A 14,262-nucleotide genomic window follows, 5' to 3' on the forward strand; every position below is an offset into this window, starting at 1 on the left:
GCACTGGCGGGGCGCGACAATACGCCCCATGTCCGAGGCGCATTCCGAACAACTGCTGGGTGAGGTCGCGGCGCTGCCCGCGCTGCCGGGGGTCTACCGCTACTTCGACGCCCAGGGCCAGCTGCTCTACGTGGGCAAGGCGCGCAACCTGAAGAAGCGCGTTTCCAGCTACTTCCAGAAGAACCACGACGGCACGCGCATCGGCCACATGGTGAGCCGCATCGTGCGGCTGGAGACCACCGTGGTGCGCAGCGAGGCCGAGGCCCTGCTGCTCGAAAACAACCTCATCAAAACGCTCAACCCGCGGTTCAACATCCTGTTCCGCGACGACAAGAGCTACCCCTACCTCAAGATCACCGGCACGCGCGAGGCGCTGCGCCCGCTGACGGGCCGCGTGCCCAGCGCCTCCACGCTGTTCCCGCGCATGGCCTACTACCGCGGCGCGGTGGACAAGCGCCACAGCTACTACGGCCCTTACCCCAGCGCCTGGGCGGTGAAGGAGTCCATCCAGCTGCTGCAGAAGGTCTTCAAGCTGCGCACCTGCGAGGACACGGTCTTCGCCAACCGCACGCGGCCCTGCCTGCTGTACCAGATCAAGCGCTGCAGCGGCCCCTGCGTGGACCTGATCCACCAGGCCGAGTACCTGAGCGACGTGGCCAACGCCGAGCGTTTCCTGCGCGGCGAAACGCAGCAGGTGCTGCAGACGCTGGAGCGGCGCATGCTGGCGCACAGCGAGAAGCTGGAGTTCGAGCAGGCGGCCGAAATCCGCAACCAGATGACCGCGCTGTCGCGCGTGCTGCACCAGCAAAGCATGGAAGTGGGCGGCGACCAGGACGTGGACATCCTGGCCGTGAAGGTGCTGGGCGGGCGTGCCTGCGTGAACCTGGCCATGGTGCGCGGCGGCCGCCACCTGGGCGACCGGCCGTACTTTCCGGCCCACCTGGACGATGCCAGCGCGATCGAGGAGCAGATGGCGCAGGCCGAAGCCGAAGGCCCCGAGGCCGTCGGGCCGTCCGCGGCCGAGGCGGTAGAGCCCGGCGAGCGCGCCGCGCGGCGCGTGCTGGAAGCCTTCATCGCCCAGCACTACCTGGGCGCGCCCATGCCGCCGGTGCTGGTGACCAGCCAGCCCGTGGGCCGGCCGCTGCTGGACGCGCTGAGCGAGCAGACCGGCCAGAAGGTGCACGCGGTGCACCAGCCCCGTGAGCACCGCCGGGCCTGGCTGGAGATGGCGCAGAAGAACGCGGACATCGCGCTGGCGCGGCTGTTGGCCGAGGAGGGCAGCCAGCAGGCCCGCACCCGCGCCCTGGCCGAGGCCCTGCAACTGCCCGACGACGATCTGGAGGCGCTGCGCATCGAGTGCTTCGACATTTCGCACACGGCGGGTGAATCCACGCAGGCCTCCTGCGTGGTGTTCGAGGGCCACAAGCTGCAGAACAGCCAGTACCGGCGCTACAACATCGATGGCATCACGCCCGGCGACGACTACGCCGCCATGCGCCAGGTGCTGACGCGCCGCTACGGCCGCATCGCGGAGGCGCTGAAGGCCGAGGCGGGCGAGGCCGCGCTGCCGCCGGGCACGGAGGTGGCGGTGGCCGCCGGGCCCGATGGCGGGGCCGAGCCGCCGCCATCGGCGGTGGAGGACACACCGGCCACACCCTCAGCCCCCAAGGACTCGGGCAAGGACATGCCGGCCACCGGACCGCGCCTGCCGGACATCGTGCTCATCGACGGCGGCAAGGGCCAGGTGGGCGTGGCGCGCGAGGTGTTCCAGCAGCTCGGGCTGGACCTGGGCAGCATCGTCGGCGTGGAGAAAGGCGAGGGCCGCAAGGTGGGCCTGGAGGAACTGGTCTTCGCCGACGGCCGCTCCAAGGTCTACCTGGGGCACGACTCGGCGGCGCTGATGCTGATCGCGCAGATCCGCGACGAGGCGCACCGTTTCGCCATCACCGGCATGCGCGCGCAGCGCGCCAAGGTGCGGGTGGGGGCGAGTCAGCTCGAAGACATCCCGGGCGTGGGCCCCAAGAAGCGCGCGCGCCTGCTGCAGCGCTTTGGCGGGGTGCGCGGCGTGGCCTCGGCCAGCGTGGAGGACCTGGCCACGGTGGAAGGCATCTCGGTCGATCTGGCCGATGCGATCTACCGGGCCCTGCACTGAGGGCGCGCGCCGCGCGCCAGGCTCAGTGGTCCTGCGAGGGCGCGGACATCAGCCGGTCGGCCAGCGCGATGGCCAGGGCGCTGAACAGGAAGGCGATGTGGATGAGCGTTTGCCACATCAGCACCTTGACCTCGTAGTTGCCGGCGTTGATGAAGGTTTTGAGCAGGTGGATGGAGCTGATGCCGATGATGGCCGTGGCCAGCTTCACCTTCAGCACGCTGGCGTTCACGTGGCTCAGCCACTCCGGCTGGTCGGGGTGGTCTTCCAGGTTCATGCGGCTGACGAAGGTCTCGTAGCCCCCCACGATCACCATGATCAGCAGGTTGGAGATCATCACCACGTCGATCAGCGCCAGCACCACCAGCATGATGATGGTCTCGTTCAGGCTGGTCGGCACCACGTCGCTCTTGTAGCCGATGCTGCTGACCAGCTTCTGCAAGGCGATCTCGCTGCCGAAGGCGGCTTCGATGAGGTGCACCAGTTCCACCCAGAAGTGGTAGACGTAGATGGCCTGCGCGGCGATCAGACCGATGTACAGCGGCAGCTGCAGCCAGCGGCTGGCAAAGATCAGGTTGGGCAGGGGCCGGATCGGGCGGGCGGCTTTGAGGGGGTCGGTCATGGTGTGTCGGGGCCAAAAAAAGCGGCGCACCGAATGGGCAGCCGCAGGCGTCGGTTATTGTAGAAGCCTCGCCCCGTGTCAGTTGGCCGTAAGTGCCTTTGCGCACAGTGCCGCCGGCCCCGTTTTCCAGCACAACAGTCGAGGAGACACCCGCCATGTCATCGCCTTCGTCGTCGATCGAATCCGTCCTGGTCGAGAACCGGGTGTTCGAGCCCAGCGCCGCCACCGTCGCCGCCGCCCGTGTCTCGGGCATGAAGGCCTATGAAGCCCTGTGCGCCGAGGCCGACAAGGACCCCGAGGCCTTCTGGGCCCGACTGGCCAGGGAGCACCTGGCCTGGCACAAGCCCTTCACCCAGACCCTGGACGCCAGCGACAAGCCCTTCTACAAGTGGTTCCAGGACGGTCAGCTCAACGCCTCCCACAACTGCCTGGACCGCCACATGGGCACGCCGGTGGAGAACAAGACGGCGATCGTCTTCGAGGCCGACGACGGCGCGGTGACCCGCGTCACCTACAAGGAGCTGCTGGCCAAGGTCTCGCAGTTCGCCAACGCGCTCAAGGCTCGGGGCGTCAAGCCGGGCGATCGCGTCATCATCTACATGCCCATGACCATCGAGGGCGTGGTGGCCATGCAGGCCTGCGCGCGCATCGGCGCCACGCACAGCGTGGTGTTCGGCGGCTTCTCGGCCAAGGCCCTGCAGGAGCGCATCCAGGACGCCGGCGCGGTGGCCGTCGTCACCGCCAACTACCAGATGCGCGGCGGCAAGGAGCTGCCGCTCAAGGCCATCGTCGACGAGGGCATCGCCATGGGCGGCTGCGAGTCGATCAAGACCGTCATCACCCTGCAGCGCACCCCCACGGCCTGCCACATGGTGGCGGGCCGCGACATCACCTGGGCCGAGGCCATCGCCGGCCAGGGGACCGACTGCCCGCCGGTGTTCGTCGGCGCCGAGCATCCGCTGTTCGTGCTCTACACCTCCGGCTCCACGGGCAAGCCCAAGGGCGTGCAGCACAGCACCGCGGGCTTCCTGCTGTGGGCGCGGCTCACCATGCTCTGGACCTTCGACCTGCGGCCCGAAGACCTGTTCTGGTGCACGGCCGACATCGGCTGGATCACCGGCCACACCTACGTGGCCTATGGCCCCCTGGCCGCCGGCGCCACGCAGCTGGTGTTCGAGGGCGTGCCCACCTACCCGCACGCGGGGCGCTTCTGGCAGATGATCGAGAAGCACAAGGTCAGCATCTTCTACACCGCGCCCACGGCGATCCGCTCGCTCATCAAGGCGGCCGAAGGCGACGAGAAGGTGCACCCGAAGAACTGGAACCTGGACAGCCTGCGCCTGCTGGGCTCGGTGGGCGAGCCCATCAACCCCGAGGCCTGGATGTGGTACTTCCGGAACGTCGGCCATGAGCGCTGCCCCATCGTGGACACCTTCTGGCAGACCGAGACCGGCGGCCACGTGATCACGCCGCTGCCGGGCGCCACGCCGCTGGTGCCGGGCTCCTGCACGCTGCCGCTGCCGGGCATAGCCGCCGCCATCGTGGACGAGGCGGGCCACGACGTGCCCAACGGCGCGGGCGGCATCCTGGTGATCAAGAAGCCCTGGCCCTCGATGATCCGCACCATCTGGGGCGACCCGGAGCGCTTCAAGAAGAGCTACTTCCCGCCGGAGCTCAAGGGCTACTACCTGGCCGGCGACGGCGCGGTGCGCAGCGCCGACCGCGGCTACTTCCGCATCACGGGCCGCATCGACGACGTGCTCAACGTCTCGGGCCACCGCATGGGCACCATGGAGATCGAATCGGCCCTGGTGGCCAAGACGGACATGGTGGCCGAGGCCGCCGTGGTGGGCCGCCCCGACGACGTGACCGGCGAGGCCATCGTGGCCTTCGTGGTGCTCAAGCGCGCCCGCCCCACGGGTGACGAGGCCAAGGCCATCGCCAAGGAGCTGCGCGATTGGGTGGGCAAGGAAATCGGCCCGATCGCCAAGCCCAAGGACATCCGCTTCGGCGACAACCTGCCCAAGACACGCAGCGGCAAGATCATGCGCCGCCTGCTGCGCGCCGTGGCCAAGGGCGAGGCGATCACGCAGGACATCTCCACGCTGGAGAACCCGGCGATCCTGGAGCAACTGGCGCAGAACAACTGACGCCTCCCGCGCCGCCGCTGCGCGGGTCGCTGCCTGCCGAGGGGGCGCGTGTCGCCTTGGGGCGGCCGGCGGCGAAACAGCCGGCGGCTTCAGAGCTGGCGGTACACCGCCTCGGCCAGCGCCATCAGCGCCTCGCGCGGCAGCGGGCCGCTGAGCGCGTAACCGAAGCCCTGGTCCACCCAGTAGAAGCCCGGCACCGGACCGTCCGGCGCGAAGCGGAAGGCGGTTTCGCGGCCGGCGGGCGCGGCCGCCGAGGCCGGGTCCACCGCCCCCAGGTACAGGGTCACGCGCTGACCGCCGGCGTTCTGGAACATGAACTGGGCGCGTGCGCCGGCCTCGCCCGGCAGCAGCCGCCCGCCCACCAGGGCGTAGCCTTGGGCCTGCAGATCGGGCACCTTCAAGGGCCGACCGGTGCGGCGCGAGAGCCACTGCACCAGGTGTTCCTGCTCGGCGGCGGCCACCTCCACGGGGTGGCGCTTCTCGGGCGAGTAGACGGCGTGCGCCAGGGCCGCGTCGTGCGCGAAGGCGGGCAGGGCGGTGGCCGGGCCGCGCGCGGCCAGACGGGCCTCGGCCGGCGCGCGCCACTGGCCGTGGGCGAGCCATCCGGCGCCAAAGGCCAGCAGCACGCCGGCGGCCATGCCACCCCAGCGCCACCAGCGCTCGCCTCGCTGGCGGGCCTCGCCCATGCGCTGGGCGGCGTCCAGCAGGGCGGGGGGCAACGGTTCGTCGAGCAGCCCGCGGTGCAGGCCGCGGATCGCCTCGCGCTGCGCCCGCCAGGCGTCCAGGCGGGCGCGCGCGGCGGCGTCGTGCGCCAGGCGCTGGTCGAGGGCGGCGCGCTCGGCCTCGCCGAGCTGCCCGTCGAGCAGAGCGTTGATCTCGGCGTCGCTCAATGGGGGATGGGAAGGGGGCTTGTCCATGGCAGCGGGGGCGGCGTCATTTCAGCCGCTTCAGGTGCGGGGAAGGTGGGGCGCTGGCCGCGCCCCGGGCCGGCGCGTCCAACAGGGCCTGCAGGCGCGCGCGAGCGCGGGACAGGCGCGACATGACCGTGCCGATGGGCGCGTCGGTGATGCGGGCCACCTGCTCGTAGCTCATGTCCTCCAGGCTCACCAGCAGCAGCACGGCGCGCTGCTCCTCGGGCAGTTGCAGCAGGCAGCGCTGCAGGTCCAGCGCCAGGTCTTGCGCGGCGTCGGGCGCGGCCAATTCGTCCGCTGCCTCGTCCACGTCGACCGGTGTGAAGGCGGCCGATCGCCGCAGTTGTTGTCGCACGCCGCTCACGTGCAGGTTGTGCATGAGCGTGAACAGCCAGGCCCGCAGGTCGGTGCCCACGGCCCACAGCCGCCACTTGCCGCAGGCGCGCTCCAGCGTGTCCTGCACCAGGTCGTCGGCGGCCCAGGCGTCGCCGGTGAGGGCCCGCGCGTAGCGGCGCAGCGCGGGGATCTGGGCGATCAGCTCGGGCGGGTTCATGGGCGGCGGCGACCCGTGCTCGAGCGGCCTCAGGGCTTGGCGGCGCGCCAGACGTTGTTGAAACCGTCGCCGGTCTTGTCGCCAGGCTTGGTGTCGCGCACCCAGTAGTACAGGGGCTTGCCCTTGAAGGCCCATTGCTTGGCGCCGTCGTCGCGCGTGACGATGCTGTAGTCGCCGGCGGCCTTGTCGCCGGCGCCGGCCATGAAAGGCGGCCAGTTGGCGGCGCAGGGCCCGTTGCAGACCGACTTGCCGCTGCCCGCCGCGTCGCGGTCGAAGGTGTAGAGCGTCATCTGGTTGGGGCCGACGAGCACGCCGTCGGCCATCTTGGCCGGTGCGGCGGGGGCAGCCATCGAGGCGCAGCCGCCGAGCAGGGCGGTGGCCAGGGCGAGGGACATCAGCGATTTCATGGCGTGTTCTCCGGGTGGATGGTGGCGCAGGACGGGGCGTCCTGCACTGGAGTCAACGCCGGGTGCGGGCGGTTTATTCCCGCGCGCCGAAAAAAATCAGCGCTTTTGCTCTTTCATCGCCCGCTCCACCTCACGCTTGCCTTCGCGGTCCTTGATGGTGTTGCGCTTGTCGTGCTCGCCCTTGCCCTTGCCCAGAGCGATCTCGCACTTCACGCGACCGCCTTTCCAGTGCAGGTTCAGCGGCACCAGAGCGAAGCCCTTCTGTTCGACCTTGCCGATCAGGCGGTGGATCTGCGCCTTGTGCAGCAGCAGTTTCTTGGTGCGCGCGGACTCGGCGCTCACGTGCGTGCTGGCGGTGCGCAGGGGGTTGATCTGGCAGCCGATGAGGAAGAGCTCGCCGTCGCGGATGACCACGTAGCCATCGGTGAGCTGGACCTTGCCTTCGCGCAGGGCCTTCACTTCCCAGCCCTGCAGCACCATGCCCGCCTCGAAGCGTTCCTCGATGGCGTAGTTGAACAGCGCCTTCTTGTTGTCGGCGATGCGGCTGTCGCTGGGCTGGTGTTGACTGGTGGACATGGGTGGGAGGTGGGGGCGAAAGCCCGGGCGGCAAGGGCGGGGGCGACACTAGAATCGCCGAGGCCCTGTCGCGGCGCCCGCGGGCGTGGTGCCCGCGCGGGACCGGCGATTGTATGAAAACCATTCACAAGTCCGTGCTGTTGTGGCACAGCGCCCACGAGATGTTCGCGCTGGTCACCGATGTGCAGCACTACCCCCAGTTCCTGCCCTGGTGCGACCGCGCCGACGTGATCGAGCGCACGCCCGAGGGCATGGTGGCCCGCGTGGGCATGTCCATCGGCGGCCTGCAGCAGGGCTTCACCACCCGCAACACCCATGTGCCGGACCGCGAGGTCCACATGGCGCTGGTCGATGGCCCCTTCTCCCAGCTCGACGGGGTCTGGAAGTTCCTGCCCCTGGGCGACGGCTCGCAGCGCGCCTGCAAGGTCGAGTTCACCCTGCGCTACGGTTTTTCCAGCGGCGCCCTGGCCGCGGTGGTGGGGCCGGTGTTCGACCGCATCGCGGGCAACCTGGTGGACGCCTTCGTCAAGCGCGCCGACCAGGTCTACGGCACCGCCTGAACCATGCGCGTGACCCTGCTGTACGCGAGCGCGCCGCGCATGGTGCACCAGGCCGAGGTGGACCTGCCCGACGGCGCCAGCGCCCGGGACGCCTTGCGCGCGGCAGGCTGGCTGATGCAGTTTCCCGAAACGGCGTTGCTGGGTGATGGCCTGAGCCTGGCCGTCTGGGGCCGCCGCTGCGAGCCCGACCAGGTCTTGCGGGAGGGCGACCGCCTGGAGCTGCTGCGCGCCCTGCGCGTGGACCCCAAGGTGGCGCGGCGCGAGCGCTTCGCGGGGCAGGGCGCCCGCGGCGCCGGTCTGTTCTCGAAACGCCGGCCGAACAGCAAGGCCGGGTACTGAGGTCCGTTACCGAGGCTGCTACTGCGGCAGCGGCCCGCAGTCGCTGGCGATGATCTGCTGCAGGCGCTGGGCCTCGCTGGCCCGGCGCGCATCGTCCATGATCTCGCGTTCGCCCTTGGCGTTGGTGGTGGCCAGGCGCTGGCCCGAATCGAGCGTGGTCTTGGCCGTCTTGGCGCGCTGACAGTTCTCGGCCCGGGCGCGCGCCAGTTTTTCGGCCTCCTGCTTTTTCTTGGCGGCCTCGGCGGCCTCCGCCTCCTTTTTGCGCGCCTCGAGTTCCTTGTCGACGCCCGGGGCCTGGGGCACGAGCGGCGCGGCGGCCTCACCCGGGGCGGACGGCGAGGCGGCGGCGGGTGCCGGCGGATGGGCCGGTGACGCGGACATGGGCCCGGCGGCGGCGGGGCGCTTGAGGATGTTCTTGTCGGGCGTGCCCGCCGGCGGCGCGGTGTCGCTGTAGACCTTGCGGCCGGCGTTGTCGATCCATTGCCACTGGGCCAGGGCCGGGGCCGCCATCGCGGCGGTGAGTGCCAGGGCAGCCAGCGAGCGCAGGGCGAGGGGAGCAAAGGGGGCGTTCGGCATCCGGCCAGTGTATGTCCGGGGTGCCGCGCCCGGCCCCCCGCGGCCGCCGAAGCGATGCCCTCAGGCAACGGACGGCACCGGCCCGGCGCCGGACGGGCGACCAGGGGGCCACGTTTACAATCCGCTTTTTGGAGTCTCCCTCATGCGCCTCCTCGGCAACGCGCTCACTTTCGACGACGTTTTGCTGGTGCCCGCGTACTCCCAGGTCCTGCCCAAGGACACCTCGCTGGCCACCCGTTTCTCCCGCAACATCCAGCTCAACCTGCCGCTCGTGTCCGCCGCCATGGACACCGTCACCGAGGCCCGCCTGGCGATCGCCATCGCCCAGGAGGGCGGCATGGGCATCATCCACAAGAACCTCACGGCCACCGAGCAGGCCGCCCAAGTGGCCAAGGTCAAGCGCTACGAAAGCGGCGTGCTGCGCGACCCGGTGGTCATCCCGCCCGACACCACGGTGCGCCAGGTGATGAAGCTCTCCGACGAGCTGGGCGTTTCCGGCTTCCCCGTGGTGGATGCGGGCAAGGTGGTGGGCATCGTCACCGGGCGCGACCTGCGCTTCGAGACCCGCTACGAGTTGCCGGTGCGCGAGATCATGACCCCGCGCGAGCGCCTGATCACCGTGCCCGAGGGCACCACCCCCGACGCCGCCAAGGCCCTGCTCAACAAGCACAAGCTCGAGCGCCTGCTGGTCGTCAACGAGGCCTTCGAGCTCAAGGGCCTGATCACGGTCAAGGACATCACCAAGCAGCTCAACTTCCCCAACGCCGCGCGAGACGCCGCCGGCCGCCTGCGCGTGGGCGCGGCGGTGGGCGTGGGCGAGGGCACCGAGGAGCGTGTCGAGGCCCTGGTCAAGGCCGGTGTGGACGCCATCGTGGTGGACACCGCGCACGGCCACAGCCGCGGCGTGATCGAGCGCGTGCGCTGGGTCAAGCAGAACTACCCGCAGGTGGACGTGGTCGGCGGCAACATCGCCACCGGCGCGGCCGCGCTGGCACTGGCCGAGGCCGGCGCCGACGCGGTCAAGGTCGGCATCGGCCCGGGCTCCATCTGCACCACCCGCATCGTGGCCGGCGTGGGTGTGCCGCAGATCATGGCCGTGGACAGCGTGGCCACCGCGCTGCGCGGCAGCGGCATCCCGCTCATCGCCGACGGCGGCATCCGCTACAGCGGCGACATCGCCAAGGCCATCGCGGCCGGCGCCAGCACCGTGATGATGGGCGGCATGTTCGCCGGCACCGAAGAGGCGCCGGGCGAGGTCATCCTCTACCAGGGCCGCAGCTACAAGAGCTACCGCGGCATGGGCTCCATCGGCGCCATGCAGCAGGGCAGCGCCGACCGCTACTTCCAGGAAAGCAGCACCGGCAACCCCAACGCCGACAAGCTGGTGCCCGAAGGCATCGAAGGCCGCGTGCCCTACAAGGGCTCGGTGGTGTCCATCCTGTTCCAGCTCGCGGGCGGCGTGCGCGCCAGCATGGGCTACTGCGGCTGCGCCACCATCCAGGAGATGAAGGACCGCGCCGAGTTCGTGCAGATCACGGCCGCGGGCATGCGCGAGAGCCATGTGCACGACGTGCAGATCACCAAGGAAGCGCCCAACTACCGAGCCGATTGATCCCCCCGCGCCGCCTGCGGCGTCACTCCCCAGGGGGCGGCACCTGCGGCCTGGCAAAGCCAGTTCCGCGGTGCCCTGGAAGGGGTGGCCTCTTGCTCAACGGGTCGTCTTTCGAGACGGCCCGTCTCTTTTTTTGACGTTCACCGACCACCATGCAGCACGACAAGATCCTCATCCTCGACTTCGGCTCCCAGGTCACCCAGCTCATCGCGCGCCGCATCCGCGAGGCGCACGTCTACTGCGAGGTGCACCCCTGCGACGTCAGCAGCGACTGGGTGCGCGGGTTCGCCGCCGACGGGCGCCTGAAGGGCGTGGTGCTCTCGGGCAGCCACGCCAGCGTGTACGAGGTGGACGACAAGGCGCCCGAGGCCGTCTACGAACTGGGCGTCCCGGTGCTGGGCATCTGCTACGGCATGCAGACCATGGCGCAGCAGCTGGGTGGCAAGGTCGAGGGCTCCCACACCCGCGAGTTCGGTTACGCCGAGGTGCGCGCGCGGGGCCACACCGCGCTGCTGAAGGACATCGCCGACTTCACCACGCCCGAAGGCCACGGCATGCTCAAGGTCTGGATGAGCCACGGCGACAAGGTGACCGAGCTGCCGCCTGGCTTCAAGCTCATGGCCAGCACGCCCAGTTGCCCCATCGCCGGCATGGCCGACGAGGCGCGCCGCTTCTATGGCGTGCAGTTCCACCCCGAGGTCACGCACACGGTGCAGGGCCGCGCCCTGCTCGAGCGCTTCGTGCTGGAGATCTGCGGCACCAGCCCCGACTGGGTGATGCGCGACCACATCGCCGAGGCGGTGGAGAAGATCCGCGAGCAGGTGGGCGACGAGGAGGTCATCCTGGGCCTGTCCGGCGGGGTGGACTCCTCCGTGGCGGCCGCGCTCATCCACCGCGCCATCGGCGACCAGCTCACCTGCGTCTTCGTCGACCACGGCCTGCTGCGCCTGAACGAGGGCGACATGGTGATGGAGATGTTCGCCGGCAAGCTGCACGCCAAGGTGGTGCGCGTGGACGCCAGCGAACTCTTCCTGGGCGAGCTGGCCGGCGTGAGCGACCCCGAGCAAAAGCGCAAGATCATTGGCCGCCTGTTCGTTGACGTCTTCAAGGCCGAGGCCGCCAAGCTCACTTCAAGTGGTGCTTCAACAAAAGGCGCCAAGTGGTTGGCACAAGGCACTATTTACCCGGACGTGATCGAGTCCGGTGGCGCCAAGAGCAAGAAGGCCGTCACCATCAAGAGCCACCACAACGTGGGCGGCCTGCCCGAGCAGCTGGGCCTGAAGCTGCTGGAGCCGCTGCGCGACCTGTTCAAGGACGAGGTGCGCGAACTTGGCGTGGCCCTGGGCCTGCCGCACGACATGGTCTACCGCCACCCCTTCCCGGGGCCGGGCCTGGGCGTGCGCATCCTCGGTGAGGTGAAGAAGGAGTACGCCGACCTGCTGCGCCGCGCCGACGCCATCTTCATCGAGGAGCTGCGCTCCACGATCGAGCCGCATTCCGGCAAGAGCTGGTACGACCTCACCAGCCAGGCCTTCACGGTGTTCCTGCCGGTCAAGAGCGTGGGCGTCATGGGCGACGGGCGCACCTACGACTACGTGGTGGCCCTGCGCGCCGTGCAGACCAGCGACTTCATGACCGCCGACTGGGCCGAGCTGCCCTACAGCCTGCTCAAGCGCGTGTCGGGCCGCATCATCAACGAGGTGCGCGGCATCAACCGCGTGACCTACGACGTGAGCTCCAAGCCGCCGGCGACGATCGAGTGGGAGTGATCCGTCGCAGAATTGTTTTTCATGCAAAACATGAGAAACAATCAAAAGTCAATTGATTTTGTTCAAATAACTCCTTTCTAAGGGCCTCCCCGCGACCCCGTGTGCCTTAGGCCGGGGTCCAGGCGTGCCGCACCAGCATCAGCCCGCTGATCACCAGCAGGCCGCAGATGAGCTGGCGAAGCCTCGGCGCCGGTACGTGGCGGGCCAGGCGGTTGCCCATCAGCACGCCGAGCAAGGCCAGGCCGATCAGGCCGGCCCAGCGCCACCACAGTGCGCCGCTCGACAGACGACCGACCCAGGCCATGCCCAGCAGAACCGTGCCGGCGCCGGCCACGATGATCAGCGGGGTGCTGGCGCGCAGGGCGTGCACGTTCTGCAGCCGGCGGCTCAGCCAGGCCACGACCAGGGGGCCGGCGGTGCCGAACAGCATCTCCACCAGGCCGATGCCGAAGCCCATGCCATGGGCCCAGGGTGCGGCCAGGGGCCGTGGCGCGGCCAGGCGCGGGCGCAGCGCGTTCAGGCCCACGGCGGCCACGTAGAGGCCCAACGCGAGCAAAGGCCAGCGGGCGTCCAGCACCCCGCTCAGCCACAGTCCGGCCACGGCGCCGGCGGCCATGCCAGGCAGCAGGCGGCGCAGTTCGCCGAAGTCCACCTGGCGCAGGTTCAGGCCGCTCAGCAGGATGGACGCGGGCACGTCCATGAGCAGCGTGAGCGCCACCACCTCGGGCAAGGGCCAGCGCCAGGCCAGCAGGGGCACGACGATCAGCGCCGAGCCGAAGCCCGTGATGCCCAGCACCACGTAGCCCAGCAGCACCACGGCGGCGGGGTAGATCAGTTCGGTCATGCGCGCCAGCTTATCGCCAGCCTTGGTCGACGCGGTCGTCGGCGCCGGCGCGCCAACCGGTCACGCCGCCCGCTCGGCCCAGGCCGGCGCGCGCCCGGGCGGCCGGCCAGAGCGGGCTCACTCCGCCTTCAGCCCCAGCCGCTTGACCACCGGCTCCCAGCGCTTCATTTCGGCGCTCATCACCTGCTGGGCCATCGCGCTGGTGCTGCCCACGGCGGTCAGGTCGTAGTTCTTCAGGCGCTCGCGCACGTCCGCCTGTTTCATGATCTCGGCCGCGTGCTTCTCGATCTCGGCCACCACCGCCGGCGGCGTGGCCTTGGCGGCTTGCAGCACCAGGCGGAAGCTCACGTCCAGTCCGGGCTGGTTGAGCGCCTTGGCCAGCGTGGGCACGTCCGGCGCCAGCGAGGAGGGCGCTTCGGACGACACCGCCAGCGCCACCAGGCGCCCGCTCTTGACGTGCGGCAGCACCGTGGGCGTGGCCAGGAAGCCGCAGGCCACCTCGCCCCCCAGCACGGCCTGCGTGGCCGGCGCCGGGCCCCGGTAGGGCACGTGCTCCATGCGCACCTTGGTCTGCTCCAGCAGCATTTCGCTGGCCAGGTGGCCGGGCACGCCGGGGCCGCCCGAAGCGTACATCAGGGGGGCGCCGCCCTTGGCCTTGGCGACCAGCTCGGCCACGCTGCGCACGCCCGCGGCGGTGTTGCAGACCAGCATCTGCGAGAAGCTGGCGACGACCGAAATGTTCACCAGGTCGCGCGCGGCGTTGAAGTCGCCGCTGGTGTAGACAAGGGGGTTGACCGTGAGCACCGTGTCCGGGCTCAGCACCAGGGTGGTCCCGTCGGGCTCGGCGCGCGCGGCGGCCGCGGCGGCCAGGTTGTTGCCGGCGCCAGGGCGGTTCTCCACCACCACGGGCTGGCCGATGCGCTTGCCCAGCTGGTCGGCGAAGGTGCGCGCCGTGATGTCGGACGGGCCGCCGGGCGGCGAGCCCACCAGCAGGCGGACCGGCTTGCCTGGCCAGCTTTGCGCATGAACGGCGCCAGTGGCCAGGGCGAAGAGCCCGGCATGGGCGAGCGCGCGAAGCAGGCGGGAAAAAGTCATCGGTCTGTCTCCTGATGGGGGGTGGTTGGCGGCGCCCCGGGCGTGCCTCACCATGGCACGCCTCGATGGGGCCTGCGCGCAGCTTAGAGGGGCCGATCG

At 70.2% G+C, this 14,262-nt stretch carries 14 protein-coding genes; 6 read left to right on the top strand and 8 right to left on the bottom strand.

Annotated features, from left to right (window positions below; translation table 11 throughout):
- Positions 1-28: 28 nt before the first annotated feature.
- Positions 29-2,152: an excinuclease ABC subunit UvrC gene (gene uvrC / locus JNX00_RS11690; RefSeq protein ID WP_204742371.1), complete on the top strand. Its 2,124-nt coding sequence runs from the start codon at positions 29-31 to the stop codon at positions 2,150-2,152.
- Between the two features lie 22 nt (positions 2,153-2,174).
- On the opposite strand, the gene JNX00_RS11695 is transcribed toward uvrC, so the two are convergent.
- Positions 2,175-2,771, bottom strand: coding sequence for a YqhA family protein (locus JNX00_RS11695; protein ID WP_070398511.1), 597 nt, complete (start codon positions 2,769-2,771; stop codon positions 2,175-2,177).
- 155 nt (positions 2,772-2,926) lie between these two features.
- On the opposite strand from JNX00_RS11695, the gene acs reads away from it, so the two are divergent.
- Entirely contained in the window at positions 2,927-4,921 is a 1,995-nt protein-coding gene (gene acs, locus JNX00_RS11700; protein ID WP_070398510.1) for an acetate--CoA ligase, read from the top strand.
- Between the two features lie 89 nt (positions 4,922-5,010).
- Here acs and JNX00_RS11705 read toward each other — a convergent pair whose 3' ends face one another.
- The 4 genes from JNX00_RS11705 to smpB form a co-directional block, all read right to left on the bottom strand.
- Positions 5,011-5,838, bottom strand: coding sequence for an anti-sigma factor (locus JNX00_RS11705; RefSeq protein WP_070398509.1), 828 nt, complete (start codon positions 5,836-5,838; stop codon positions 5,011-5,013).
- A gap of 16 nt (positions 5,839-5,854) precedes the next feature.
- The gene (locus JNX00_RS11710) at positions 5,855-6,385 is read right to left on the bottom strand and encodes a sigma-70 family RNA polymerase sigma factor (RefSeq protein WP_204742372.1); all 531 of its coding nucleotides are present in this window, start codon (positions 6,383-6,385) and stop codon (positions 5,855-5,857) included.
- 29 nt (positions 6,386-6,414) lie between these two features.
- A complete protein-coding gene (locus tag JNX00_RS11715; RefSeq protein ID WP_204742373.1) occupies positions 6,415-6,792 on the bottom strand; it encodes a hypothetical protein in 378 nt (125 codons plus the stop codon).
- Positions 6,793-6,888: 96 nt separating this feature from the next.
- Positions 6,889-7,368, bottom strand: a complete 480-nt coding sequence (gene smpB, locus JNX00_RS11720; RefSeq protein ID WP_070398506.1) for an SsrA-binding protein SmpB — start codon at positions 7,366-7,368, stop codon at positions 6,889-6,891.
- Between the two features lie 113 nt (positions 7,369-7,481).
- Here smpB and JNX00_RS11725 point away from each other — a divergent pair, with 113 nt between their 5' ends.
- Together JNX00_RS11725 and JNX00_RS11730 are read left to right on the top strand one after the other, a co-directional pair.
- Positions 7,482-7,928 (top strand): type II toxin-antitoxin system RatA family toxin, encoded by a 447-nt coding sequence (locus JNX00_RS11725; RefSeq protein ID WP_070398505.1) that lies wholly within the window; start codon positions 7,482-7,484, stop codon positions 7,926-7,928.
- 3 nt (positions 7,929-7,931) lie between these two features.
- On the top strand, positions 7,932-8,267 hold the full coding sequence (locus JNX00_RS11730) for an RnfH family protein (RefSeq protein WP_204742374.1): 336 nt from the start codon (positions 7,932-7,934) through the stop codon (positions 8,265-8,267).
- Between the two features lie 18 nt (positions 8,268-8,285).
- Here JNX00_RS11730 and JNX00_RS11735 read toward each other — a convergent pair whose 3' ends face one another.
- Positions 8,286-8,843 carry a DUF4124 domain-containing protein gene (locus JNX00_RS11735; RefSeq protein WP_239478125.1) on the bottom strand — a complete coding sequence of 186 codons (558 nt, stop codon included), beginning with the start codon at positions 8,841-8,843 and terminating at the stop codon, positions 8,286-8,288.
- A 142-nt stretch (positions 8,844-8,985) separates the two neighbouring features.
- Between JNX00_RS11735 and guaB the strand changes: the two genes are divergently transcribed.
- Entirely contained in the window at positions 8,986-10,455 is a 1,470-nt protein-coding gene (gene guaB, locus JNX00_RS11740) for an IMP dehydrogenase (protein WP_070398503.1), read from the top strand.
- Positions 10,456-10,607: 152 nt separating this feature from the next.
- Complete coding sequence (gene guaA, locus JNX00_RS11745) at positions 10,608-12,224, top strand: glutamine-hydrolyzing GMP synthase (RefSeq protein ID WP_204742375.1); 1,617 nt, start codon at positions 10,608-10,610, stop codon at positions 12,222-12,224.
- A gap of 106 nt (positions 12,225-12,330) precedes the next feature.
- Here the strand turns inward: guaA and JNX00_RS11750 are convergent, their stop codons facing one another.
- Positions 12,331-13,068, bottom strand: a complete 738-nt coding sequence (locus JNX00_RS11750; protein WP_204742376.1) for a sulfite exporter TauE/SafE family protein — start codon at positions 13,066-13,068, stop codon at positions 12,331-12,333.
- A 117-nt stretch (positions 13,069-13,185) separates the two neighbouring features.
- Positions 13,186-14,163, bottom strand: coding sequence for a tripartite tricarboxylate transporter substrate binding protein (locus tag JNX00_RS11755; RefSeq protein ID WP_204742377.1), 978 nt, complete (start codon positions 14,161-14,163; stop codon positions 13,186-13,188).
- Between the last annotated feature and the right edge of the window lie 99 nt (positions 14,164-14,262).

Origin of the sequence: Hydrogenophaga sp. YM1, from assembly GCF_016903055.1 — a bacterium.
Classification (GTDB): domain Bacteria; phylum Pseudomonadota; class Gammaproteobacteria; order Burkholderiales; family Burkholderiaceae_C; genus Hydrogenophaga; species Hydrogenophaga borbori.